The 23,829-nt window shown below is 33.8% G+C and carries 28 protein-coding genes; 18 read left to right on the top strand and 10 right to left on the bottom strand.

The window, feature by feature from the left end:
• Window positions 1–2 precede the first annotated feature (2 nt).
• From H5V42_RS06880 to rimK, 11 genes are all read left to right on the top strand, one after another.
• Complete coding sequence (locus H5V42_RS06880) at window positions 3–416, top strand: DUF6691 family protein (RefSeq protein WP_185782406.1); 414 nt, start codon at window positions 3–5, stop codon at window positions 414–416.
• Between the two features lie 37 nt (window positions 417–453).
• On the top strand, window positions 454–837 hold the full coding sequence (locus tag H5V42_RS06875; RefSeq protein ID WP_185782405.1) for a response regulator: 384 nt from the start codon (window positions 454–456) through the stop codon (window positions 835–837).
• A 44-nt stretch (window positions 838–881) separates the two neighbouring features.
• Window positions 882–1,244 carry a DUF7009 family protein gene (locus H5V42_RS06870; protein WP_185782404.1) on the top strand — a complete coding sequence of 121 codons (363 nt, stop codon included), beginning with the start codon at window positions 882–884 and terminating at the stop codon, window positions 1,242–1,244.
• A gap of 27 nt (window positions 1,245–1,271) precedes the next feature.
• On the top strand, window positions 1,272–1,712 hold the full coding sequence (locus tag H5V42_RS06865) for a molybdenum cofactor biosynthesis protein MoaE (RefSeq protein ID WP_185782403.1): 441 nt from the start codon (window positions 1,272–1,274) through the stop codon (window positions 1,710–1,712).
• On the top strand, window positions 1,694–2,143 hold the full coding sequence (locus tag H5V42_RS06860) for a cyclic pyranopterin monophosphate synthase MoaC (RefSeq protein ID WP_229665620.1): 450 nt from the start codon (window positions 1,694–1,696) through the stop codon (window positions 2,141–2,143). Before H5V42_RS06865 ends, H5V42_RS06860 begins: the two co-directional genes overlap by 19 nt.
• A 308-nt stretch (window positions 2,144–2,451) precedes the next feature.
• Window positions 2,452–3,852, top strand: a complete 1,401-nt coding sequence (locus H5V42_RS06855) for an arginine decarboxylase (protein WP_185782402.1) — start codon at window positions 2,452–2,454, stop codon at window positions 3,850–3,852.
• On the top strand, window positions 3,839–4,774 hold the full coding sequence (gene speB, locus H5V42_RS06850; protein ID WP_185782401.1) for an agmatinase: 936 nt from the start codon (window positions 3,839–3,841) through the stop codon (window positions 4,772–4,774). The genes H5V42_RS06855 and speB overlap by 14 nt, the downstream gene beginning before the upstream one ends.
• Complete coding sequence (locus H5V42_RS06845) at window positions 4,764–5,738, top strand: deoxyhypusine synthase family protein (RefSeq protein WP_185782700.1); 975 nt, start codon at window positions 4,764–4,766, stop codon at window positions 5,736–5,738. Before speB ends, H5V42_RS06845 begins: the two co-directional genes overlap by 11 nt.
• Window positions 5,739–5,740: 2 nt before the next feature.
• Entirely contained in the window at window positions 5,741–6,064 is a 324-nt protein-coding gene (locus tag H5V42_RS06840) for a hypothetical protein (RefSeq protein ID WP_185782400.1), read from the top strand.
• 6 nt (window positions 6,065–6,070) lie between these two features.
• Complete coding sequence (locus tag H5V42_RS06835) at window positions 6,071–6,847, top strand: RMD1 family protein (RefSeq protein WP_185782399.1); 777 nt, start codon at window positions 6,071–6,073, stop codon at window positions 6,845–6,847.
• A gap of 3 nt (window positions 6,848–6,850) precedes the next feature.
• Entirely contained in the window at window positions 6,851–8,224 is a 1,374-nt protein-coding gene (gene rimK / locus H5V42_RS06830; protein WP_185782398.1) for a 30S ribosomal protein S6--L-glutamate ligase, read from the top strand.
• Here the strand turns inward: rimK and H5V42_RS06825 are convergent.
• Entirely contained in the window at window positions 8,219–9,166 is a 948-nt protein-coding gene (locus tag H5V42_RS06825; RefSeq protein ID WP_185782397.1) for an NAD-dependent epimerase/dehydratase family protein, read from the bottom strand. The two genes, rimK and H5V42_RS06825, sit on opposite strands and share 6 nt — an antisense overlap.
• A 64-nt stretch (window positions 9,167–9,230) precedes the next feature.
• Here H5V42_RS06825 and H5V42_RS06820 point away from each other — a divergent pair, with 64 nt between their 5' ends.
• Window positions 9,231–9,731 carry a hypothetical protein gene (locus H5V42_RS06820; RefSeq protein WP_185782396.1) on the top strand — a complete coding sequence of 167 codons (501 nt, stop codon included), beginning with the start codon at window positions 9,231–9,233 and terminating at the stop codon, window positions 9,729–9,731.
• Window positions 9,721–10,227, top strand: coding sequence for a nuclear transport factor 2 family protein (locus H5V42_RS06815; protein WP_185782395.1), 507 nt, complete (start codon window positions 9,721–9,723; stop codon window positions 10,225–10,227). Before H5V42_RS06820 ends, H5V42_RS06815 begins: the two co-directional genes overlap by 11 nt.
• On the opposite strand, the gene H5V42_RS06810 is transcribed toward H5V42_RS06815, so the two are convergent.
• The 4 genes from H5V42_RS06810 to H5V42_RS06795 all read right to left on the bottom strand — a co-directional run bounded on the left by H5V42_RS06810 (window position 10,224) and on the right by H5V42_RS06795 (window position 14,644).
• The gene (locus H5V42_RS06810; RefSeq protein ID WP_185782394.1) at window positions 10,224–10,922 is read right to left on the bottom strand and encodes a hypothetical protein; all 699 of its coding nucleotides are present in this window, start codon (window positions 10,920–10,922) and stop codon (window positions 10,224–10,226) included. The two genes, H5V42_RS06815 and H5V42_RS06810, sit on opposite strands and share 4 nt — an antisense overlap.
• A gap of 123 nt (window positions 10,923–11,045) precedes the next feature.
• Window positions 11,046–11,423: a hypothetical protein gene (locus tag H5V42_RS06805; RefSeq protein ID WP_188669509.1), complete on the bottom strand. Its 378-nt coding sequence runs from the start codon at window positions 11,421–11,423 to the stop codon at window positions 11,046–11,048.
• A gap of 130 nt (window positions 11,424–11,553) precedes the next feature.
• Window positions 11,554–12,357: an NAD(P)H-binding protein gene (locus H5V42_RS06800; RefSeq protein ID WP_185782392.1), complete on the bottom strand. Its 804-nt coding sequence runs from the start codon at window positions 12,355–12,357 to the stop codon at window positions 11,554–11,556.
• Window positions 12,350–14,644, bottom strand: coding sequence for a M20/M25/M40 family metallo-hydrolase (locus H5V42_RS06795; protein ID WP_185782391.1), 2,295 nt, complete (start codon window positions 14,642–14,644; stop codon window positions 12,350–12,352). The genes H5V42_RS06800 and H5V42_RS06795 overlap by 8 nt, the downstream gene beginning before the upstream one ends.
• 129 nt (window positions 14,645–14,773) lie before the next feature.
• Here H5V42_RS06795 and H5V42_RS06790 point away from each other — a divergent pair, with 129 nt between their 5' ends.
• Entirely contained in the window at window positions 14,774–15,244 is a 471-nt protein-coding gene (locus tag H5V42_RS06790; protein ID WP_185782390.1) for a CBS domain-containing protein, read from the top strand.
• A 54-nt stretch (window positions 15,245–15,298) separates the two neighbouring features.
• Here H5V42_RS06790 and H5V42_RS06785 read toward each other — a convergent pair whose 3' ends face one another.
• Genes H5V42_RS06785 through H5V42_RS06775 form a run of 3 tightly spaced genes read right to left on the bottom strand, consistent with a single transcriptional unit; the run spans window position 15,299 to window position 16,930 of the window.
• Window positions 15,299–15,652, bottom strand: a complete 354-nt coding sequence (locus H5V42_RS06785; protein WP_185782389.1) for a DUF2116 family Zn-ribbon domain-containing protein — start codon at window positions 15,650–15,652, stop codon at window positions 15,299–15,301.
• A 9-nt stretch (window positions 15,653–15,661) separates the two neighbouring features.
• The gene (locus H5V42_RS06780) at window positions 15,662–16,234 is read right to left on the bottom strand and encodes a pentapeptide repeat-containing protein (RefSeq protein WP_185782388.1); all 573 of its coding nucleotides are present in this window, start codon (window positions 16,232–16,234) and stop codon (window positions 15,662–15,664) included.
• A gap of 3 nt (window positions 16,235–16,237) precedes the next feature.
• On the bottom strand, window positions 16,238–16,930 hold the full coding sequence (locus H5V42_RS06775; RefSeq protein WP_185782387.1) for an SIMPL domain-containing protein: 693 nt from the start codon (window positions 16,928–16,930) through the stop codon (window positions 16,238–16,240).
• 339 nt (window positions 16,931–17,269) lie between these two features.
• Here H5V42_RS06775 and H5V42_RS06770 point away from each other — a divergent pair, with 339 nt between their 5' ends.
• Window positions 17,270–17,602, top strand: a complete 333-nt coding sequence (locus tag H5V42_RS06770; protein WP_185782386.1) for a single-stranded DNA-binding protein — start codon at window positions 17,270–17,272, stop codon at window positions 17,600–17,602.
• Window positions 17,603–17,746: 144 nt separating this feature from the next.
• Entirely contained in the window at window positions 17,747–18,172 is a 426-nt protein-coding gene (locus tag H5V42_RS06765; protein WP_185782385.1) for a hypothetical protein, read from the top strand.
• A gap of 307 nt (window positions 18,173–18,479) precedes the next feature.
• Here H5V42_RS06765 and H5V42_RS06760 read toward each other — a convergent pair whose 3' ends face one another.
• Both H5V42_RS06760 and H5V42_RS06755 read right to left on the bottom strand, forming a co-directional pair.
• Entirely contained in the window at window positions 18,480–19,322 is an 843-nt protein-coding gene (locus H5V42_RS06760) for a phosphatase PAP2 family protein (RefSeq protein WP_185782384.1), read from the bottom strand.
• A 16-nt stretch (window positions 19,323–19,338) separates the two neighbouring features.
• The gene (locus H5V42_RS06755; protein ID WP_185782383.1) at window positions 19,339–20,241 is read right to left on the bottom strand and encodes a histone deacetylase family protein; all 903 of its coding nucleotides are present in this window, start codon (window positions 20,239–20,241) and stop codon (window positions 19,339–19,341) included.
• Between the two features lie 66 nt (window positions 20,242–20,307).
• Between H5V42_RS06755 and H5V42_RS06750 the strand changes: the two genes are divergently transcribed.
• Both H5V42_RS06750 and H5V42_RS06745 read left to right on the top strand, forming a co-directional pair.
• Window positions 20,308–21,264 carry an L-threonylcarbamoyladenylate synthase gene (locus tag H5V42_RS06750; RefSeq protein WP_185782382.1) on the top strand — a complete coding sequence of 319 codons (957 nt, stop codon included), beginning with the start codon at window positions 20,308–20,310 and terminating at the stop codon, window positions 21,262–21,264.
• 181 nt (window positions 21,265–21,445) lie between these two features.
• Window positions 21,446–23,785, top strand: a complete 2,340-nt coding sequence (locus tag H5V42_RS06745) for a hypothetical protein (protein ID WP_185782381.1) — start codon at window positions 21,446–21,448, stop codon at window positions 23,783–23,785.
• Window positions 23,786–23,829 lie beyond the last annotated feature (44 nt).

Raw genomic sequence — 23,829 nt, 5'->3', positions numbered from 1 at the left:
CTATGAAAAGTGTTTTGTATTTATTGATAGGAACTTTCTTTGGTATCGTCTTATTTAAGTCAGAGGCAGCTAGTTGGTTTCGTATTTATGAAATGTTTCAGTTTGATTCTTTTCATATGTACGGTATAATTGGTTCAGCTTTGGCGCTTGGTATTTTATTTACTCAGCTCACTAAAAGAAAAGGATTAAAATCTTTCTATGGAGAGAAAATAGTAATTGCAGATAAGGATAAATCGTTTTACCGTTATGCAATAGGTGGTGTTTGCTTTGGATTGGGTTGGGCACTTGCGGGTGCATGCCCTGGACCTATGTATGTTCTAATTGGGGCGGGTTATGTTCCAATTATTATTGTATTAGCATCCGCAACTATTGGAACTTTGGTGTACGGAATATTGAAAGATAAATTACCACACTGATGAATTGATTTGTAGATTTACAATTCTAATCAACCCTGTGTCAAAAACTATTTGCATAATTGAAGATGACCTCGTATCGCAGTTCGCTTCGCGATACAGTATCAACCAATATTCAAATCAAACCTATGAGGTTATCGTTTGCAATAATGCTGAAGAGGCCCTAGAATTGTTTACAGATTATTTAGAAGAAGAATATCCTATTCCTGATATTATATTATTGGACTTAGTAATGGGTGATATGGATGGATGGGAATTTCTAGACCATTTAGAAGTGCTGTTAAAGAACAGGCCAAAGCCTAAAATTTATATTTTGTCTGCCTTCTCAAAAATAAAAGACAGAGAACAAGCAAAAGCACATCCACTTATAGAAGGGTATTTTGATAAACCGTTAACTAGAAGTAGCCTCGCTAAAATTTTGTAGAAACGTTTTATTTTATTCACATAGTTGTCGTAGTATCATAAGTTATGAAGATTAGAATCAAAGGAAATTCAATACGACTGCGCCTTACCAGAACTGAGGTAGAAACCTTTTGTGCTGAGAGAGAGTTTGGTGATAAAACTGAATTTGGTACCAACACCTTTTTCTATGTTTTAAAAGCCAAAGACAAAATAAAACACATGGAGGCCTCTTTTAAAGAAAATACTATTACCGTGTTTATACCAGCAGAAAATTGTAACTCCTGGGCAAATTCTGCTACCATTGGTTATAATGCTGAAATGCCGTTATCTAATGGTCAAACTTTAAAAATTTTGGTAGAAAAAGATTTTGTTTGCATGGATGAACGTTTAGAAGACCAATCTGATAATTATCCTAACCCAAAGCTTTAGTACCTTAGTGCAAAACAATTCATTTTAATGGATACTAAAATCAAAAATGTTTTTGTACAGGGTGCTATAACTCCAGATTTTATAGCGAATTCCATAGCAAAACATCAGACAAAAACTACTATTGGTGCACATGATATCTTTCTTGGGCAAGTTAGAGCAGACAATATTGATGGCAAAACAGTTACTGCTATAGCGTATACGGCTTACGAAAGTATGGCCAATCAAAAGTTTCATGAAATAAGAGAAGCTACTTTTGAAAAGTATGAGTTAACCTGTATGCATATTTACCATAGCTTAGGTAAAGTTAATACTGGAGAAATATGTTTATTTGTTTTTGTTTCTTCTCCGCATAGAAAAGAAGTTTTTGAGGCGTTGCATCACGTGGTAGAAGAAATTAAAAAAGAAGTCCCCGTTTTTGGCAAAGAGTTGTTTAAAGACGACTCATACCAGTGGAAAGTGAATTCGTAAGTATGGTTGATATTACCCAAAAACAAAATACGCATAGAACCGCAATTGCACAAGCAGTGGTTAAAGTAGGTTCTATTAAAACCATTGAAGCTATTAAAAACCGAACCGTTCCAAAAGGTGATGTTTTTGAAATGAGTAAGGCGGCTGGGTTTATTGGCATAAAGAAAACACCAGAATTATTGCCAGACTGCCACCCGCTACCAATTGAACATGCTGCCGTTGCTTATGAAATTTCTGGACTAGAGATAATCGTAAACGTAACCGTAAAAACGTTTTATAAAACCGGGGTTGAAGTTGAAGCTATGCATGGGGCTAGTACTGTAGCATTAAATCTCTATGATATGCTGAAACCAATTGATAAAGAGATTGAAATTCACACTATAAAATTGCTACAAAAAACTGGCGGAAAGTCAGATATAAAAAATTTTTAGTTTTTGTTATTCATATTAAATTTTTGATTTCCTTTGCTTCGCTTTTTGGCTGAACATTGAAATGTGTTTTTATGTTCGGGGGTTTGCATGTTAGGAAGCGCACTTCAAACCAGGTTAAAGGATTAATCGCCCGAAATTTAAAGCTGACTTCCCTTTTTCAAATGACTATCATAGATAGCCAGCATCCCTATTTTTTTGTTCCAACTACCCAAGAACAATTTCTTATTTGAATTAATCAAGGCTTAAAGCTGTCTTAACCTAGATCTGATTAATCATTTACAATTTTACTTACAATACATTTTATTTTAATGAATATTAAATACCGAGATTTAATAGATCAAACCTATTATTTTCCGCAAGAAGAGTTTACTCTTCAAGAAGACAACCTTGAGTTCCATGGTATTCCTTTGATGGAATTGGCAAAAGAATATGGTACACCCTTGAAGTTTACCTACTTGCCCAAGATTTCTAGAAACATTCAGCGTTCTAAAAGGTGGTTTGCTGAGGCTATTGAAAAATTAGACTACAAAGCATCTTATAATTATTGTTATTGTACTAAAAGTTCTCATTTTCAGCATGTATTAGACGAAGCGCTTAAAAATAATATACACATTGAAACTTCTTCGGCATTTGATATTAATATAGTTGAGACTCTAAAACAAGGCGGTAAAATAACTAACAATACCTATATTATTTGTAATGGGTTTAAAAGAGCTCAATATATTGATAACATAGCAAGGCTTATCAATACGGGCCATGAAAAATGTATACCAATAATTGATAATTATGAAGAGCTTAGCTTGCTTTCAGATGCTATTAAAGATAATTTTCAAATAGGTATACGCATAGCTTCTGAAGAAGAACCAAAGTTTGAATTTTATACTTCTCGTCTTGGTATAGGCTACAAGAACATTATACCTTTTTATCAAGAGCAGATAAAGAATAATGACCAGGTTGAATTAAAAATGCTTCACTTTTTCATTAATACAGGTATTAGAGATAATGCGTATTACTGGAATGAGTTGGTAAAATGTTTAAAGGTATACACTAGATTAAAAAAGATGTGTCCGTCTTTAGACAGCTTAAATATTGGTGGCGGTTTTCCTATTAAAAACTCATTAGCTTTTGAATATGACTATGGTTATATGATTTATGAGATATTAAATCAGATAAAATTAACCTGTGAAGAAGCTGAGGTTCCTGTACCTCATATTTTTACAGAGTTTGGCAGTTTTACAGTTGGCGAAAGTGGTGGAGCAATTTATAAAGTGCTGTATCAAAAGCAACAAAACGACCGTGAGAAATGGAATATGATTGATTCTTCTTTTATTACTACGTTGCCAGATTCATGGGCAATTAACAAACGTTTTATTATGCTTCCCATAAATAGATGGAATGATGAATATGAACGTGTTTTATTGGGAGGATTAACGTGTGATAGTGATGATTACTACAACAGTGAACAACACATGAATGCAATATATTTACCTAAATATAAAAGAGAAAAAGACTTGTATATCGGCTTTTTTAATGTAGGAGCATATCAAGAAACCATAGGAGGATTTGGAGGTCTACAGCATTGTTTAATTCCACATCCAAAACATCTATTAATAGACCGTGACGAAAACGGGAACATCACAACAAAACTTTTTAAACAACAACAATCAGCAGCTCAAATGCTGCAAATTTTAGGTTATGAGCAAGAATAAAACCTACGCAGGTATTCCACAAGAATATGCGCAGTTAGACAAATCAAAAGTTGTCTTAATTCCAGTTCCTTATGATGGAACAAGCACATGGGGTAAAGGCGCAGATAAGGGCCCTGAGGCTTTTTTGTATGCATCAGAAAACATGGAGTTGTATGATATTGAAACAGGGACAGAGGTTTATAAAAATGGCGTGTATTTAGCAGAAGCAATTACTGAAAATAGCTCGCCAAAAGCTATGGTAGAAGCCGTGCATAAAACTACCAAAGACTTTATAAAACGAGGGAAATTTGTTACGCTTTTTGGGGGTGAGCATTCTATATCTATTGGAACAATTAGAGCATTTAATGAATGTTTTGATGATTTAACAGTTTTGCATATTGATGCACATGCAGATTTAAGAGAAAACTACCAAGACACACCATTTAATCATGCTTGTGCTGTACATGAAGCAAGCAAAAAAACAAACCTAGTTCAGGTAGGTATTCGTAGTATGGACGCTATTGAAAAAACCTTTATGGATGAGGATAAAGTGTTTTTTGCTCATGAAATGGTTAATGATGAGTTTTGGATGGATAATGTTATTGAATTGCTTGGCGAAAATGTTTTTATAACATTTGATTTAGATGCTTTTGACCCTTCAATTTTACCATCAACAGGAACTCCTGAACCAGGTGGAATGTTTTGGTACGAGACCTTAGATTTTTTGAAAAAAGTTTTTGAAGAAACTAATGTTGTAGGTTTTGATATTGTAGAATTATGTCCTAATAGCGTTGACCGTTCATCAGACTTTTTAGCTGCAAAGCTGTATTACAAAATGTTGAGTTACAAGTTTATGGAAGAAGATTTCTCAGAGGAGGAGTTAATGCTAGAAAAACGGAAAGCGGGTAGTAAAAATTTTAAATTCGAAGATGATGAAGACTAAAGGTGAAATTTCAAACTTTATTCAAAAATATTTTCTTCATTTTAACTCCGCTGCATTGGTTGATGCAGCTAAAGGCTATGAAGATCAGCTTAATAACGGTGCAAAAATGTTGGTTTCTTTGGCCGGTGCCATGAGTACTGCAGAACTAGGTAAAATTTTTGCAGAAATGATTCGCCAAGATAAAGTGCATATCATTTCTTGTACTGGAGCTAACTTAGAGGAAGACTTAATGAATTTGGTTGCGCACTCACACTACAAACGTGTGCCAAATTATCGTGATTTAACTCCGAAAGAAGAGTGGAATTTGTTAGAAAAAGGTTTAAATAGAGTTACAGATACCTGTATACCCGAAGAAGAAGCTTTTAGAAGATTACAAAAACACATTGTTGAAATTTGGAAAAAAGCTGAGGCTAACGGTGAACGTTATTTACCGCATGAGTATATGTATAAATTACTATTGTCTGGAGTGCTTGAGCAGTATTATGAAATTGATATTAAAGACTCATGGATGTATGCCGCAGCACAAAAGAATTTACCTATAGTAGTTCCTGGTTGGGAAGACAGTACCATGGGTAACATTTTTGCCTCTTACGTGTTAAAAGGTGAATTAAATGCTAGTACCGTAAAGTCAGGCATAGAGTACATGACCTTTTTAGCAGATTGGTATACCGCTAATTCTCAAAACGGAATTGGATTTTTTCAAATAGGTGGTGGTATCGCAGGTGATTTTCCTATTTGTGTGGTTCCTATGCTTTACCAAGATATGGAACAAACAGATACCCCTTTCTGGAGTTATTTTTGTCAAATTAGTGATAGTACTACAAGCTATGGTTCGTATTCTGGCGCGGTGCCCAATGAGAAAATAACTTGGGGTAAATTAGATATTGATACCCCTAAATTTATTGTTGAAAGTGATGCTACAATTGTTGCACCCTTAATTTTTGCTTACCTTTTAGATATGTAATTATGGATAAAAATTCACATTTAAAGAGAGTCATTGTAGACTTTAAAAAATTAACGCCAGAGGTGTTAAAACTTACTGTTGAGTGCTATCCTGATGGTTATGGTGATAATGATATTATTTCTTTTAAAAATGCACAAGGTGAGCGTATTGAAGCTGTTGAGGTTTTAACTAAAGACACTAAGTATTTAGTCAAAATTAGTGAAAAACTAGAAAAGACTATGGCTAACTATGTTGAAGAAGATTATGCTGACTTTGAAGATGATGATGCAGAAGCGGTTGTTGATCCTTTTAAAGACAGTGACAATGAAAATAACGATGAAGTTTAGTTCGTTGTGGGTTTTGTAAAGGCTTACCAAATTGCATCTTCTTTATCTATAAGAGAATGTAAGTCTAAAATTTTGTATCAATTAGTTTTCTCAGATAGCAACGAGCTTTTTTACCGTAGTAATGAAAGAGGATTTGTATATATTTTTCAATACGGATTAATTGCTTTTTATGAAGTTTCAGACAACGAAATCAACAACGTATTACAACAGGTTAAGCCTTTTGCAAGAAATGTAATTGATGAGCCTTTTTTTGATAGTATAGAACTCGTTCTTAATCATACCGAAGAAAAGGTTGCTTTTGAACACGTTTTTTTATTAGATAGTGATGTAGAAGCTATACGTTTAGTAATGTTGCACACCTCTCAATCTGTTGCATTAGATAGATTCGATGCTATTACAGAAGACTTGTTAACCAGCACAAATAGCCACACAAGCTATTTGGAACAAAACGGTAAACTAGATATTAGGGGTAATAAACTCAAAAGATTTATTGGAAGAACATTAAATGTAAAAAATCTTATTGCAGAAAATCTTTACATTTTTGATTCTCCAGACATGGTTTGGGAAAGTGAACGCTTAAATTCGTTGAACCAACAATTAAAACAAACCTTCGATTTAAAAGATAGACATAGATACATTCATGACCGTATTGCTATTGTTAAAGACAATTTAGAGTTGTTCAAAGACATTATGGACCACAAAGAAAGTAGTAGGTTAGAATGGATTATTATTATCTTAATTTTGGTTGAAGTGCTTGATCATTTTATAGTAAGATTAATATAGTTTATGGATATTAAAGACCTTAAGGTTATTGGCTCAGAAGAATGGTGTGTATTTAACGAATTAGGCGTACCTGGCATTAAAGCTAGGGTTGATTCTGGTGCAAAAACATCATCAATACAAGCATCAAACATTAAGTTAATTGTAAGAGGAACACAAGAATGGGTGAAGTTTGAAATAAATCCACTACAAGAAAACCGAAGTATTTCTTTACAATGCCAAGCTCCGTTAGTGGATAGGAGAATGGTGAAAAGTTCTTCTGGAATTTCAGAAGAACGCTTGGTGGTAAAATCTGCAGTAACCTTGGGTGATTCTACATTTGATATAGAACTTACCTTAGCCAATAGAGATACCATGGAGTATCGTATGTTGCTGGGTAGAGAAGCTTTAAATAATAGATACATTGTAAACTCTGCTGAGAATTTTTTGATTCAAGATTTTACAGAGGAAGAAATTGAACAACGCTATGCACCTTTTTACAAAGAAAAAACAGGTTTACGAATTGGCCTTTTAGCAAGTAACAAAGAGCTTTATAGTAATAAACGTATAATGGAGGCGGCAAAAGCACGAGGGCATGATATTACCTTTTTGAATGTTGAGTTGGCCTACATGAAATTAGATGCACTTTCACCTGAGATACGTTATCGAGGTGGTAATATCTTAAACGCTTTTGACGCCATAATTCCAAGAATAAAACCATCAGTAACGTTTTATGGTTGTGCATTACTTAGACAGTTTGATGCCCTTGGCGTGTATTGTCAAAACTCAGCTGAGGCTATAAAACAATCTAGAGATAAATTATTTTCTTCACAGCTTTTTTCAAAACACGATATTCATATTCCAACCACAGGTTTTGCCAAATCTCCAATGGACACAAAAGACCTTATAAAAATGGTTAATGGAGCGCCTTTGATTATAAAATTATTAGAAAGCACACAAGGTAAAGGAGTTGTTCTAGCGGAGACCAATAAAGCTGCAGAAAGTGTAATCAACGCATTTAAAAGTGTGCAAACCAATATTTTGGTACAAGAGTTTATCAAAGAAGCAGGGGGGCAAGACATACGGTGTTTTGTAGTTAATGGTAAAGTAGTTGCTGCTATGCAACGACAAGCCCAAAAAGGTGAATTCAGAGCAAATATTCACCAAGGTGGAAAAGCTTCAATAATTAAAATTACTGCTGAAGAACGTAAACTTGCCCTGAAAGCAGCCAAGGTGCTAAACTTAGCGGTTGCTGGGGTTGATATTATACGTTCTAATAAAGGACCACTTTTGTTGGAAGTTAACTCATCTCCAGGTCTTGAAGGTATAGAAAATGCTACAGGTAAAGATATTGCCAACCAAATGATACAGGCAATTGAGAAAAAATTGAAGTTTTCATGATAAACTTCTAAGATTTTCTAGCATAGCTTTGGTGGTTTTGGCTAAATCAAATTTGTGCTCCCAATTCCAATCTGCTCTTGCTTTAGAATCATCAATAGAGGAGGGCCAAGAATCGGCAATAGCCTGTCTAAAATCGGGTTCATAGTTAATGGTGAAGTCGGGTATGTGTTCTACAATGCTCGCCGCTATTTCTTTAGGAGCAAAACTCATAGCCGCCAAATTATAAGATGACCTAATTGTTAATTTGTTGCTGTCTGTTTCCATCAATGAGATAGTAGCTCTTATGGCATCATCCATAAACATCATAGGCAACAAGGTATCTTCACTCAAAAAACTAGTGTAATAGTTATTAGCTAATGCTTTGTGATATATTTCAACAGCATAATCTGTAGTTCCACCACCAGGTTGTGTTTTCCAGCTTATTAATCCAGGATAACGAACACTTCTAACATCTACATTGAACTTTTTAAAATAGTATTCACACCACCGTTCTCCAGCCTGCTTACTAATACCATATACGGTACTTGGTTCCATTAAGGTGTGCTGTGGGGTGTCTTCTTTTGGGGTGTTCGGACCAAAAACAGCAATGCTTGATGGCCAAAAAATCTTATTGATTTTACGCTCTTTTGCCAAGTTTAATACATTAAAAAGCGAATTCATATTTAGATTCCATGCCCGCATCGGAAACTTTTCAGCAGTAGCACTTAGCATTGCAGCCATTAAATAGACTTCATCTATTTCATAGTACATTACAACATCTTCAATGGCCTGATAATTGGTCGCATCTAAAATTTCAAATGGACCAGAACTCATCATTTTTTCATTGCCTTCGCGTATATCACTGGCAATTACATTATCGGCTCCATTTTTTTCTCGTAAAGCCATAGTAAGTTCGGTTCCAATTTGGCCACAAGCGCCTAAAATCAAAATCTTTTTTGCCATATTAAAGTCTAGTTAATTCAATTTTTTCAAAGATAGCTTATCTCAAAAATCGTACTTTCGTTTTATGCGTAGTTTTATCATTTTACTAACTTTTTTATTTGTAGGAGTAAGCTGTGGCAATAAGACAAATGAAGAGGCTGTACAAGAAACTGAGAGTACTGAGTTGTTCACTTTTCAAGGTACGCCCATGATAACAATATTGGGAGCTTCAGCTAAAGATATGAGCAAGCAGTGGATTGCTTTTAAAAGCCTTGAAACTAGTTTTGATATTATGTTTCAATCGGCAACCAACGAAGATTTACTACTAGCTATTAAAGATTTGCTTCAAAAAACAAAAGATTTAGAGGTTTCTAAGTTTCCTGATGAATTTGATAACCAAAAAATTAAAAGTAGGCTTACCATATTAAGAACTTTCTTGTTGAAGGTAGAAGCAGGGTTAGAAGGTAATAGAGACGTTAGTGAAGGTATTCAGCAAATGGTAGTTGCTTATAACAATGTAAGAGGACAAATGAATAATATTGCTAATAATCCTTTGGATACACAACTAATTTTAGATGAAGAGTAAACTATTTTTGGTACTACTTTTTGTGGTAACTAACGCTTTTTCACAAGAAGAAAAAAAGGCTATTACTACTACTTTAGATGATTGGCATAATGCTGCCGCAGAAGCCGATTTTGAAACCTATTTTAATCTTATGACACCTAATGGGGTGTTTTTAGGTACAGATGCTACTGAAAATTGGCAGAATAGTGAATTTAAAGCTTTTTCAAAACCTTATTTTGATAGGGGTAAGGCATGGAGTTTTACACCAGTAGAACGTAATATTTATGTTTCTGGTAATTACGCTTGGTTTGACGAATTACTAGATACTCAAATGGAAATTTGTCGTGGTTCAGGTGTTTTACAAAAAATAGATGGTTCTTGGAAAATAGCGCATTATGTGCTGTCAATTGCAGTACCAAACAAAACTGTTGATGCTTTAATTGAGCTTAAAAAAGAAACCGACAGTTTACTTCTTATAGATTTAAAAGAAAAATATAAGTCAACTAAAAATAACTAGTTTTCCTCTGTAGTTCCTTCAGTTTTTCTAGATTCAAGCGCCTGTTTACTTAAACTTGCTAAGTTAAAATTAGGCTCAATTTGTAAGGCTTGATCCATTAAAGCAATAGCCTCATCAATCTTGGTCTTGTCTTGATTAAAAATAGCTAAACCTTTCATGTGTAAGAATGCTGCCTTTAACGATACCTCATAAGGCTGTTGTCTTTCGTAGAAAGCATACTTCATATCATTGGTGGCATTGGCAATACCAAACTCAATATCAGTAGTGGCACCAGCTGTATCACCAGTTTGTATTTTTAAATCGGCCATCTCATAAGCTAAATACGGGTCTTTTTTTCTATTAAAAAGTAACTGAAAATGTTTAATTGACCGTTGCGGTTGGTTTATAGCTTGTAATGAAAAAGCCTTTACTTGCAATGCCAAATCTGAATCACCTGGATTTTCTTCAATACCTACAGTATTTAATGCTTGTACGTGCTGGTTATTGTTCATGTAAACAAAAGCCAGTGTGTCTCTACGTTGTTGTGATGGGTCCAGAATATTAAGATGAGTAAGAGCGTTAATTACCCCATTAATATCACCTTGTAATTTCATTTCTTTATAGAACGCTTTATAATGCTTTGTCAGGGCTGCATTATCTTGAGCTACACCATAAAAAGAAACTAATAAAACAAAGACTACAACAAACTTCTTCATATCTTAATTTTAGCGTGCGGCAAAACTAACTATATTTTGCCAATAACAAGTGATTTAGTTATGCTTAGAAAACAAAAAAAGATGCGCTAGGGCATCTTTTTCAAAAGCAATTTCGAGGGTTTCCTACACTGCTAATAAAGCAACGTTGTTCTGGGTGTATGTTTGTAGTAATCGCGCATAAAAGGCAAGACTTTTTACATCTGTCTCCATGGTTGACTTTAAAAACACACGAAGATTTTCAAAGAAAATGTTAACAGGTACGGTTGAAAGTACCATGTTTAATTTACTTGGATTGTAATCTTCTTCATTAATGATAACATCCATTTTAATACGGTGTCTATTATAGTCAATAGTTATGCAAGCAGCACGATAATGATTCTTTAATAGTTGTTTGTGGAACTCCTGATAGTTTTCTAAAGGAAAACCGTTTTGATCCATGCTATCATCAATTAATTTTTCCATTTCCATCAAGATTCTCGTTCCTAATCTTGAATTTTCCATCACACTTTTGGTTTATTGATATGGGACAAAGTTATGGGAGATAGCGTATTTACTAGGAAAAATGTGAATATAATTAACATTAAAAATGTAACAAAGTTGTGAAATGCTAATTTTGTGATGTGAAATTTACTTAGGTAGTGGTAATCGACCAATCGTAATAATACAGAAAATTCTTACAAACTATGTTTTTTTTAACTATTTTTTCATTTTTTTTAACATACGTAGGAATTTTAAGTCCCAATTTTGACGCTTCATTCTTGTAATATTCGCTTTTCTTTGGATGATATGGATATACCCCATTTACAATTTTACCCCAATAGTTTTGTTGTATAATCGATGAAATAATCCCAATACAATCGTTTAAGTGAATAAGATTAATTAGTTCCTCACCATTTGTGAGTTGTTCTTTTTTAACAATATGATTTACAGGATGTCTATTATTACCCAATAACCCTCCAAATCTTACAATGGTAGTTTTAAAGTTGGTATTAGGAGTTAAGTTAGATTCTACTTCAACTAACTGTCGTCCAGATTCTGTGTTAGGTTCTGTTGGAGAATACTCGGTAATTTCCCCTTCTATATTTCCATAAACTGAAGTGCTACTTGCAAAAATGACTTTTGATACCGAACTTTCAATTATAGCTTTCTCCAGATTTTTAATCTTCGAAACATACGATTGGTAAGGTGGTTTTCTATGTTTAGGAGGAATGTTAATTATAAGAATTTCCACATCTTTCAAAAAGCCAGAAATATCTCCTTCAATTTTATTCTCAAATAGCGCTATAACATAACTTTCTACACCATTAGCTGTGAGTTGGGATACTTTTTCTGGATTGGTGGTTGTACCCTTTACACGACACCCTTTCTCAAGTAAATGTTTAGCAAGAGGTAATCCTAACCAACCACAACCTATAATACCAATTATTTTAGTCAAGCGTAATGGTTTTAGTTATAATTACCGCATCGTTTAATACAAAAGGCATTGGAATTTCATTATCCGGTCTAGGAGGTACAGTAAACATTTTGTGTTCAAGCAAGTCATTAGAAGACTCATAAATCTTAAGCTCTAATTTGTCTTTGGTATCTATTACCAATTCCAACTCAGTGTAATTATTGTCACTAATGTAGTGTGTTAACAGTCTACCTTTTTTACTCTTTTCATCTAAATAAAAATTAGAAAGTGTAATACCATTAACTTTTGCTGATTTTAAAGGAATATTGTTTTTATAAATATCTATTCTATTTATGGTACGCTCTGATTTAATACAGAATTGAAGTTTTCTATTACCATTACTAATAGTATCCAATTCTTTTACAATACTTGGTTGAAGTAGTGTTTTTATCGGGGCTGGGGCCACAGCCTTAAATCTTGTATTGTATTTACTACTAATAGTTTCACCAATTGTATCTTTTGATACATCTGTTGAATTTTCTAGGTAACCCATATTCCAATCGGTGTAAATTTTGTCATAGGTTGCCCATTGCGCCTTATTTTTATCTGCATCAAGCAGGTAAACTAATGAAGTTGGTTTAGGTGCGTCTGTAGTAAACCCCCATCTAATCCATACATGTGTTCGAACATTGTAGAAAATAAAAACACCCAAACAAATTAGAGCAAGCGTAAGTTTATATTTAAACTGTTGAAAGACTGTTAGTGAAAAATAAAAAATGAAACAGCTCAGCAAGGCAGAAGAAACTAATAATTTTAGACCTAAACCAATTGGGAATAAAGTCGTAAAAGGCGCAAAAATTGCAATTGCCGGCGCAGCCAAAAAGGCTAGCAACAGGGGTTCAGGTTTCTTTTGGTTTATTGTTACCAGTAAGGTAGCTAACAATCCATATAACGGAATAATAAAAAATGCTGCTCCTTTTAAATATATATTTAGGCCTAAACAAACCAATAACCATAATAGAATTGGCGCAATAAGTAGATTCTGAACATCAATTTTTCTGAACTCTCTATAAATTAAAATGCAGGTTGTAATACTAAAAAAACAAACAATGATGATGTAATATTTGCCCCAATAAACAAATCCGTGAAGAACGTCATTAAACCATGGGTACCACCATTTTAAGAATGGCCAGAGTATATAGCCAAATACTCCAGAGATAACCAAAGAGAGTAGTAATGGGGTAAAGCCAACAAGTACGGAACGCAGATGTAATTTCTTAGTTTTAAAACCATTCCACAACAAAGCAATAAATGCTAAAAGTGCTATAAAGTACATGGGCCATATCCAATCAAAAGGATAGGTAACCATTTTGAATAGCGGAACATTAAAATAAACATTGTCATTTAAACTTTTTACTGCTGACAAGTCTGTGTTGGCAAAATGGTTTAGAAGTGGCACTAGATAACTGCCTTGATGTGCTAGTGAATTTCTATCTAAACGTTCGTAATTATCTAAAGCAGTATGATAATCATAGTGATCATCTATAAAAGCGAAATTAAATCCGTCAACATCAAGATTTTCTCTAAAAGATGTTAAGTCGGTATCATTTGGTAACATTTTATAAATACTGTACGCCAAAGAATTACCAACGGGATAATCGCTATTTGCTTTTGCAAACTCATTAATTAAGTGTTGGTTTCCCCTATTAGTTTCTACCAACATAATGCTGGGACCACCACTACCTCTTGCTTCAAAATTTAAAATTAGTCCAACATCTTCAGCCCATGGATGTTCATTCACAAATTTTTCAGCTCCATTAAGCCCTATTTCTTCTGCATCTGTAAATAAAATGATGATATCATTTGTAGGTTCTTGGTTTTTTTCTAAAAAAGCACGAGTGGCTTCTAAAATAGTGGCGACACCACTTGCTGCATCACTTGCTCCTAAAGATGAATGCGTATTACTGTCATAATGGGAGAGCAACAATAAAGCTTTGCCAGAATTAGAACCATGTATTCTTGCAATGATATTTTTTACATAACCAAGATTACCCCAATCTTCTCGTAAAGAAAAACCCTCTTGAGTTTCTACTTCTAAACCAAGTTTACGCAGTTGTTCACTTACATAATCTTTTACTTCATCATGTGCTGGAAAACCAACCGCATGAGGCTTTTTAGACATTTCTTTAACATGGGTTAAAGCTCGGGTAGTAGAAAATTCTGTTAATGGCTTGTTTTCTGTTTCATCGTATTTGGGTGTTAACGAATAAAACGTCCAATAGGTTACAAAAACCAAAAACAGCACTGCTATTGTTTGGGAAAATTTCATAAAAAAGTGTTGGTAGGTGGTGCGTTAAATATAGAAAATATTGAGGGCTATTTTTTTTGGGTTTAGTATTAAAATATGAAATTCGTAAAATTTTACGTAACTTACTAAATCAACCGCAAAATAAATAGCATGGCAATAAAAAGTTTTCAAGGAGTAAGGGCAAAAATTGATAATAAGAAAAATACAGATGCGCCAATTTTAGTTTCTGATTATATGACAAAGAAATTGGTGACATTTACTCCCCAACAATCAATTTTGGAAGTGATGGAAGCTTTTGCCAAATATCATATTTCGGGTGGGCCCGTTTTAGATGATAATGGCTTTTTAGTAGGTATTATATCTGAGGCAGATTGTATGAAACAAATTTCTGAAAGCAGGTATTTTAATCAGCCTATATTAGATAAAAGTGTTGAACGTTTTATGACTAAAAATGTAGAGACCATACCAGAAGATATGTCAATTTTTGACGCGGCAGGTGTTTTTAATCGTCACAATCGTAGAAGGCTTCCTGTTATGAAAGATGGTTTGCTAGTTGGGCAAATAAGTAGAAAAGATATTGTAATTGCCGCATTAAAGTTAAGTGGAGTCAATTGGAAATAAACTTAATTAAAACTAAACTATATTTCAGCCTTTCAATTTTTTGAAAGGCTTTTTTTATTCGCGTTTAACAATCATATAAAAGTCATTGTCTAAGGGTAAATACCCTAAATCATAGATAAAAAAATAGGTAGTTCCTTTTTTAGTGGTGTACGTATTGGTGATGTATTCAAAATCAAATCCGCTGTTTGTTAACTTGGTTTTAGTGGTTTTGGTTTTTCCATCCGTTAATTTGTAGCTATTTAAAACCCTATAGTTTTTACGTAATCTGTTATTTATGTTTCTAATTAAGTTTTTACTGTCTTTATTCTGTTTATTGTTGTAAGCGTTTCTACAATAATCAGAGCAAAATTTTTTGTCTGCTCTCCCTTGAATAGGAGTATCACATTCTAAACAGGTTTTAGTATCCATGACTTAAAGTTATTCAATTTGAAGATTAAACTTTTGTAATAAACCAGGCAGGCTATTCATTGAGAACTTGGCTTTAAGCATAGTATTCACGGTAGGGTCAATTACAACTTCTAATGCAGCGCTAAAATCTACTAGTTTTAAATTAGAAGATTCAAAAATGGTGTTTTTTAAGTTTGAACCGCTAAAAATACTTCCTTCCAAATTTGTGTTGGTAAAGTCAACCCCATTCAAATTACAATCTTTGAAGTCTGTTTTAGGTATTTGCATTCGGTTAAATGAAGCTAAATGAAGGTTACATTTGGTAAATGAAAATGAACAAAGCATGCTGTTTGTATTTTCAAACTGAATTCCAACCAACTTGCATTCTTCAAAAACAACTGAATTTAAAGTTGTATGGGAGATATTGGCGTTAGTTAAATCACAATTTTTAAAAGTACAATCTGTAAAATATTGATTGTCTAAAAAAGCACCATTGAACTTACACTCAATAAATATACATCCCTCATATTCTGCTTTGGCCAACTTGTTTTGGGTGTAATCTTTACCTATAAATTCTTTGTCTATAACAAAGGATAACCCCATTGCTTAAAGCGATATTTTAAACTTAACGTTTACTGTGGTTTCTACTTTGATTTTTTCAAAATCTATAGCTAGGGGCTCTGGTGAAGCATCCATTACCGCCATAGACTTCATTTCCATTCTAGTATTATATCTTGGGTAATATGGTTGTGAGTTATCTACAATATGTATGGCACTCTCAACGGTTTGCCCTAATGGTTTAGTAAGGGCTATTGCTTTACGTTTAGCTTTTTCTATAGCCTTAGATTTAAGTTCTAGTTCCAATTCATCCATTTTAGAATATTCAGTTTTTTCTAAATAGGTATTTGCTAAACCCATATCTTCAAGAGCGGCCATTACTTTACCAGCCGTTAAACCGTCATAAACTACTAGTGAAAATTGTTTGCTTTTCATTACATCTTTACTTCTAAGAAAATATTTCTTGTAGTCGCTACTTAAATCTTTAATGACTAATTGCTTATCTATATTAATACCGAGCTCTTTAAGTTTGCTAGCCATTTTATTTTCTTGTTCTTCAACAGATTTTCGGCCTTTTGAATCTGCCTCTTGTATAGTTATACTTAAATAAATTCTATCAGGAGTAATTGTAGTGTCAACTCTTGCTGTTGTCTCTAGATAAGGGGTGTCTAAAAAGTTTTTTGACTGTGCCATGGTTAGTAGTGGTAATAGAGTTAAAAGGAATAAAATGATTTTTTTCATAATAGCTTTTTAAAGATACGTATTGATAAATGTACTTAAATGAGAATAAAGGTTAACAAAGCCTATGCCAGAAGATGAACCTTTTGGTGAGTATTGCTTTTGATTGAGTAAAGTGGTAAAATCGTTTAGTTTCAGTTTTTTTGAAACTTTACATAAGTCATAATTTAATATTTCTTGTGGCACTTTTATTTTAAAATAAACGACAACAAACGACTACAAACGTTTACAATCGAAAGTAAATGTGTTTTAACCGATTATCAAATAACACTCTTTTTAGGTTTGCCTTGTCGATTGAAAGTCGGTCGATAGTATTAACTGTTTAACATTAAAATTAAAATTATGAACGCACTAAAAAACAAAGTACAGTTGATTGGAAATTTAGGTCAAGATCCTGAAATCATTAGTTTAGAAAACGGAAACAAACTTGCTAAATTTAGCATTGCCACTAGTGATAGCTATAAAAATGCCCAAGGACAAAAAGTAGAAGACACCCAATGGCATAATATCGTAGCATGGGGTAAAACTGCTGAAATAGTCGAAAACTACCTAAATAAAGGTAAGCAAGTAGCTATTGAGGGTAAACTTACGCACAGAGCATATGAAACTAAAGAAGGTGAAAAAAGATATATAACCGAAGTTCGCTGTAACGAGCTCTTACTTTTAGGAAAATAAGTACTAATACCTAGTATTTATATAAAAAGGAGGCAATGCCTCCTTTTTTTTGTGTTAAAAGACAACTGCTAGTTAGGGTTTTTATTTAACCAATTGTTAAGAACTTAAATGGCTACTACAACGTAAATACTATAAACGCTTGCTATGAAACCCCTTCTTTTCTGGTTGTTGTCTTTTGTTTTTTTAATAACATTTAGCTTAAATGCTCAGGATGTTAGTATAGCCTCATCTATTTATTTTCAGAATAGGGCAAAAGAAGACGCTGCTTATGAGCAGTCTGTGAAATTTAAAGATACTTCAGATGAAGAAGATTTTTGGAAAGATCAGAAAGGATACGAGAAAGATTTAAAGAAGAAAAATAAGGAGGCTTATTTGGTTTATATGAAAAGCAAAAAAGAAGCGTATGCTAAACATTCAAAACACTGTAGTGATGCTTGTGAGCATAACAAAAATTTTTATAGTCACACCTACTCTTATCAGAGCTATGAAAGAACATATTATCCAAGAAGATTGGTGATGGGAGCTCAGCTACGAGTTGATACTCCAAAGTTGAGTTTGGGTAATTTTTAAATTTTTTGATTGATGATTGGTTGACCGGTGGCGGACATGTTCTGCCATCGGTTTTTTTATGCTACTTTTTTTAGTAGGTCAAAACACGGACATTTTTTGCATCTTTTGTGCTCACCTTTTTTATACTTATCGCAGCATTTGGTTTTGCATTTTTTAGGATTTAAATCCTTTAATCGCGTCGCCTGAAGTTTTTTAGCTTTCTTACCCATATTTCGAAAGCAAAAATAATTATTTTTAATAAATCTAAATAAGAAATATTCTAAAATAAGCTAAACTACTCGTATTAGGTATTACCAATTTAGGATTACTAAAAAGTTACGCGTAGTCCTACGGTATTTAAACCAAATTGTAAACTGTAGTTTACTTGGTTTCTACTGTCGTTGTATTTTTCATTGTACTTTTTATCCAAATACTTATCAATAGATTCTACAATAAAAATGCTTAAAGCGGTACTAAAAGCAACATCAGATATCCAATGGAAACCATCTGCCACTCTAACAATACCAGGTATCATTCCAACAGTATAAAACCCAGCTTTTATCCACGGACTTTTAAATTGTTTACCAATAGCGTAGGCATTGCTAAAAGCTAACATAGCATGTCCAGAAGGGAAAGAATCATAATTGTAAACACGGTCTAAATGTAAAGGGTCAAAAGTGCCAGAGGTAGCCCCACTTTTTGGTCTTGCTCTACCCACAATACGTTTACTTACTTGTTGCAGCAGGCCTCCTGCTGTTGCAGAAGAAATAAGTAAAACTCCGGTTCTACGAAGTTTTTCGTTTTTTGTAAAAAGGCCAGTTAAATAAACTGCACCAGTGAACATGTAGTTATTATTTGGGTTTCCGTATTTATGGCCGTAATTTTTTACTGCTTTAGGTACATCTTCTTCCCAACCTCGGGTCCAATCATAAATTTCATCATCTACCAAAAACAAAGCTAGCGTACCCCCTGTTAGCATACCAAAATCACCCCATTGTTCACCTTGCCAATGAGCTGGTCGGCTATACGCATAACCCATACCACCAAATACATTACCCATATCATAGGTAAACTCATTCCATAACTTATCTTCTTTTGGTTCTGATATATCTTGGGCAATAGATGATGTAATTAGAAGAAATGTAAATAGAAGGCTACTTATCGTTCTCATTAAAAATTTTTAGCCGTCAAAAATAGGTCTCTTGAGCAAGTTTATAGGTATTTACGTGTGCTTTTAAGATAACCTTAATATCTGGCGAATATCCACCGCCCATACTGCATTGAATCGGAATATTATTTGCTTTTGCGTGTTTAAATACGGTAGCATCTCTTTCTGCACAGCCTTCTATGCTTAAGCCTAAAGTTCCCAGCTTATCAGAAGCTAACACGTCAACTCCTGATAAATAAAAAATAAAATCTGGCTTTTGCTGTTTAATTAGTTGAGGCAAGGTTTCAGTAAGTATTTTTAAATAGGTTTCGTCAGTAGTATTCTTGGGTAAGGCTATATCTAAGTCTGATTCTTCTTTTTTGAAAGGGTAATTGCCTTCACCATGCATAGAAAAAGTAAATACGTTTGCCACTTCTGAAAATATTTCAGCGGTACCATTACCTTGGTGCACATCTAAATCTACAATCAAAATTTTTTTGGCCAACTGGTGAAATAATAAATAATGAGCAGCAATGGCTTGGTCATTCAACAAGCAAAATGCTTCAGCTCTATTGGTATATGCATGGTGGGTGCCACCTGCAATATTCATACTTACCCCATGCGCTAATGCAAAATGACAGTTTTGTAGGGTTCCTTGGGCTATTATTCGCTCTCTTTTTACAAGAATATCAGATAGTGGAAAACCACTTTTTCTAATTTCTTTAGGGGTTAATTCTAAGTTGATTAGCCTTTGGTAATAATTTTCTTCATGGGCGCGTAAAATATCCACTTTTGAAGCTAAGGTGGGTTCAAAGAAATTTTCTTCAGTACTAATACCCTCATGTTTTAATTGTTGTGGCAACAACTCGTACTTTATCATCGGAAATCGATGTCCTTCTGGTAACGGATGTTTGTAGATAGGATGGTAGGCAATTTTAAGCAAAGTTTTTTACCCAAAGGTCGTATAATTATGTCCCTGACCAAAAGATAATCGTCTTACCTTTGTTTCATGTTTTCCGCAATCACTACAGATTTAGATAGATGTCGTCAATTATTAAAAAGCGGTGAAGTTGTTGCTATACCTACAGAAACTGTATACGGCTTGGCAGCAAACTGCATGGATGATACAGCTGTAGAAAAAATTTTTAAGACTAAAGGTAGACCAACATTCAATCCTTTAATAGTTCACATTCATTCTGTAGAACAGTTGCAAGTATTAACTAAAAATGTTCCAGAAAAAGCCAAGCTTTTAGCAAGAAAGTTCTGGCCCGGACCATTAACTTTAATTCTTCCAAAAAATGAAAAGGTAAGTGATTTGGTTACTGCAGGTAAACCCACTGTGGGTATACGTATGCCAAATCACAAATTAACTCTTGAGTTATTGGCAGGGCTAGATTTTCCGGTTGCGGCACCTAGTGCTAACCCGTTTACTCGAGTTAGTCCAACTTCTGCTCAAAATGTAAATCAATATTTTGGAGACGCTGTTACAGTTTTGGATGGCGGTCCTTGTATTATAGGTTTAGAATCTACTATTGTTGGCTTTGAAGATGATTTGCCAGTGATTTATAGAAAAGGAGGAGTAGCTATTGAAGAAATTGAAGCATGTGTTGGTAATGTAAAGTTATACATAAGAGAGGAGAATACCCCAGTTGCACCAGGTATGTTGGGTAAACATTATTCGCCCAAAACACCATTACTACTATCTCAGAATATAGAGAAATCGTTGTCTGAATTTAAAAACAAAAAAATTGGTATTCTTTCGTATTATCGAGATGATTATTCCGGTAGTCTAGTTACTAAAGTGCTTTCTCAATCAAAAAACTTAAAAGAAGCTGCGCATAATCTTTATCAATATTTGCACCAATTAGATGCTATGAATCTCGATATCATCATTGCTGAAGAACTACCAGAAGTAGGCTTAGGACGCTCAATAAACGACCGTTTGCAGCGCGCCCAGAATTCATAAACATTATTAAGCAGATTTAATTTACCTATAAAAATACCAATATACGGGTATTGTCATTAGAATCTTTTGCAGCTAAACTTGTAGTGTACTATTTCTTCCCCTAAAAAGGTTTCCCAAAACGCCTTCATAATTTAATTATGCTTTTGTATGGTTTACTAAGAATCCAAATATTTTTTATATTATGAAAAATAGCAAATTAAGCTTACTTTTTGTTTTACTAGTACTCATTTTTGTGGGGTGTGGTAAAGAAGATGAGACTCCAAATCCGGAACCCGACCCCGTTCAGGAAGAACCTGATCAAGAAGAACCAGATGGTACCAACGAACCTACAGTATTGACAGGTGTTTTTAAAGATGGTGCTGTAGAAGGATTAACTTTTGAAACTGCAACCCAATCTGGAACCACAAATGGTAATGGTGAATTCTCTTATGTTGAGGGTGAAACAGTTACCTTTAAAATAGGAGAACTTGTTTTAGGGTCTGCCACTGGCCAAGACCTCATTACTCCAATAACTCTTGCTCAAACTTTAGATGCAAATGCTACTATAGAAAACCCTGTATCTCAGAATATTGCGGCGCTTTTACAAACTTTAGATATCGATGGTGATGAAAGCAATGGTATCACAATTACTGAAGAATTAGCCAGTACTATTACTATTACAGAAATTGATTTTAGTCAACCTATTGAAGCAGTATTAGCAGATATTGTAATAAACATAAGTCAAAGCTTGGGGCTTGCTTTAAACGTGGTGTATCCGTCAGAAGCAGCCGAAAATATGGCGGCTTCTTTGGGTATTTCGTTTTCTGCGCCAGAAAATTTGGTTGTATCTCATTTTGTAAATGGTATACAACCCTTTTTTCAAACATGGGATTATACCTATACATCAACTAGTGCTATTTATAAAACAACTTTTAACGCTGATGGTGCTCTGCAAGCTGTAGCAGTTGTAGCTCGGTATTCGGGTAAAGTTTTTTATGAAGCTGAAGTAAATTCAACAAATGCTAATGGTCTACCAGAGAGTTTGCTTTTAACAACCTATGGAGCAAATAGTTTAAAAGGAACGTATTCTGCTACAAATGCTACTAACCAACGTTTGGTGCAATTAACTTACAATGCCTTAAACCAAATAAGTGTAATTGGGTTTGTAGTGCCAGATGGGTCAAGAATTGATAACAATTATATCACTGCTCACGACACAGCTAACAGGCCACTTTCTTATTTTAGAGATTTTGCGGAAGAAGACCCAACCAGAGACTTTACTATTACTTGGAATTTAACCTATAACAATGATTTAATAGCAACCGCACAACGTATTTATAATGACCAACGTGCGGATAATAGTAGTTTTTACTCACGTAGAAACTTTAACTATACTTATAATGACCAAAACAATATTTCGCTAATTACGTATGATAGACTTTTTGAAGACAATTTTTTCCAAAATGGCGAATTGGTTTTTACCTCTTCAGAAGCGAGTGTTACTGATTCTTTTGAATACGATACTAATAACAAATTAGTTTCTTATGTGGAATCTCAGCAAGGCACTACTAGTGACGGAGTTTCATTTTCATCTACCGGAACTTACACTTATAATCAAAATGAAGTGCTAACATTAAATACTTATGAAAGTAGTAACGGTCAAGTTGGAACAACAATTTATCAAAACGGTGTACAAACATCAACTGAAACATATAACAATGGCCAGATAACTTACGAAAGTGAAAATTTTGAAGATGGTTCTAGCATTACAACAAGTTATTGGTATGACGAGAACGGTCTTATTAGTTATAAAGAGATAACAGAGTTCGGGGTAGATAGTATACAAGGTAGACGTGTAGAATATTACTTTGAGGGTAATCTAGACTTTTACATTATTGAAGAATATAATGGATACCAACTTGCGAAATCAACCGAATACTTAGCCAATGACCAAATATTATCGGTTAGTTATTATAATGAAATTGGGCAACGAACACGTTTAGATGTATATTTTGATGGAAGTTTTAATTACTACCTAGAATATGAATATGATGCCAGTGGATTTGTAACTACAGAATATTCTATTTGGCCAGATGGAGAAGTATATGGTATTAGAAACTTCACCTATAATGAATTTGGTTTTACTTCTATAATAACTTACGCCTTCCCTGATGGAACTATATATTTAACTGAAGAATTTGAGTATGATGCTAATTTCTTCCTGTCTAGATTAACAGGTTATGGTCAAAATGGTAATGTTAGTTATATTTTGTTCTATGAAGACGGTGTTTTAGTTAGAGAAGAAATTTATGATGAAAATGGTGATTTAGTTGATGTTATTGATTACACTACAACCGGTAAATCAGCAATAAAAACTTCAAAATACCTAAAGTCAAAATCACGGCCAGAAAATAGTGATAGTATCTATGTGTTAGAGGTAAGAGAAAGATTAAGAACGCAACGAAATGTAGCTTCCGAAATATTTAATAACAAGTTAAGAATAACTGCAAAAAAGGTAAAGAATACCGCTATGCAAAAGTAAAGTGGAAACCTTGTTTTTAGTTTGAGTTAGTTAGCAATCCCCGA

This window comes from Croceivirga lutea (assembly GCF_014235875.1).
Classification (GTDB): domain Bacteria; phylum Bacteroidota; class Bacteroidia; order Flavobacteriales; family Flavobacteriaceae; genus Croceivirga; species Croceivirga lutea.
The sequence above is the reverse complement of the archived record's forward strand: the minus strand, read 5'-3'. Positions and strand labels throughout refer to the sequence as shown.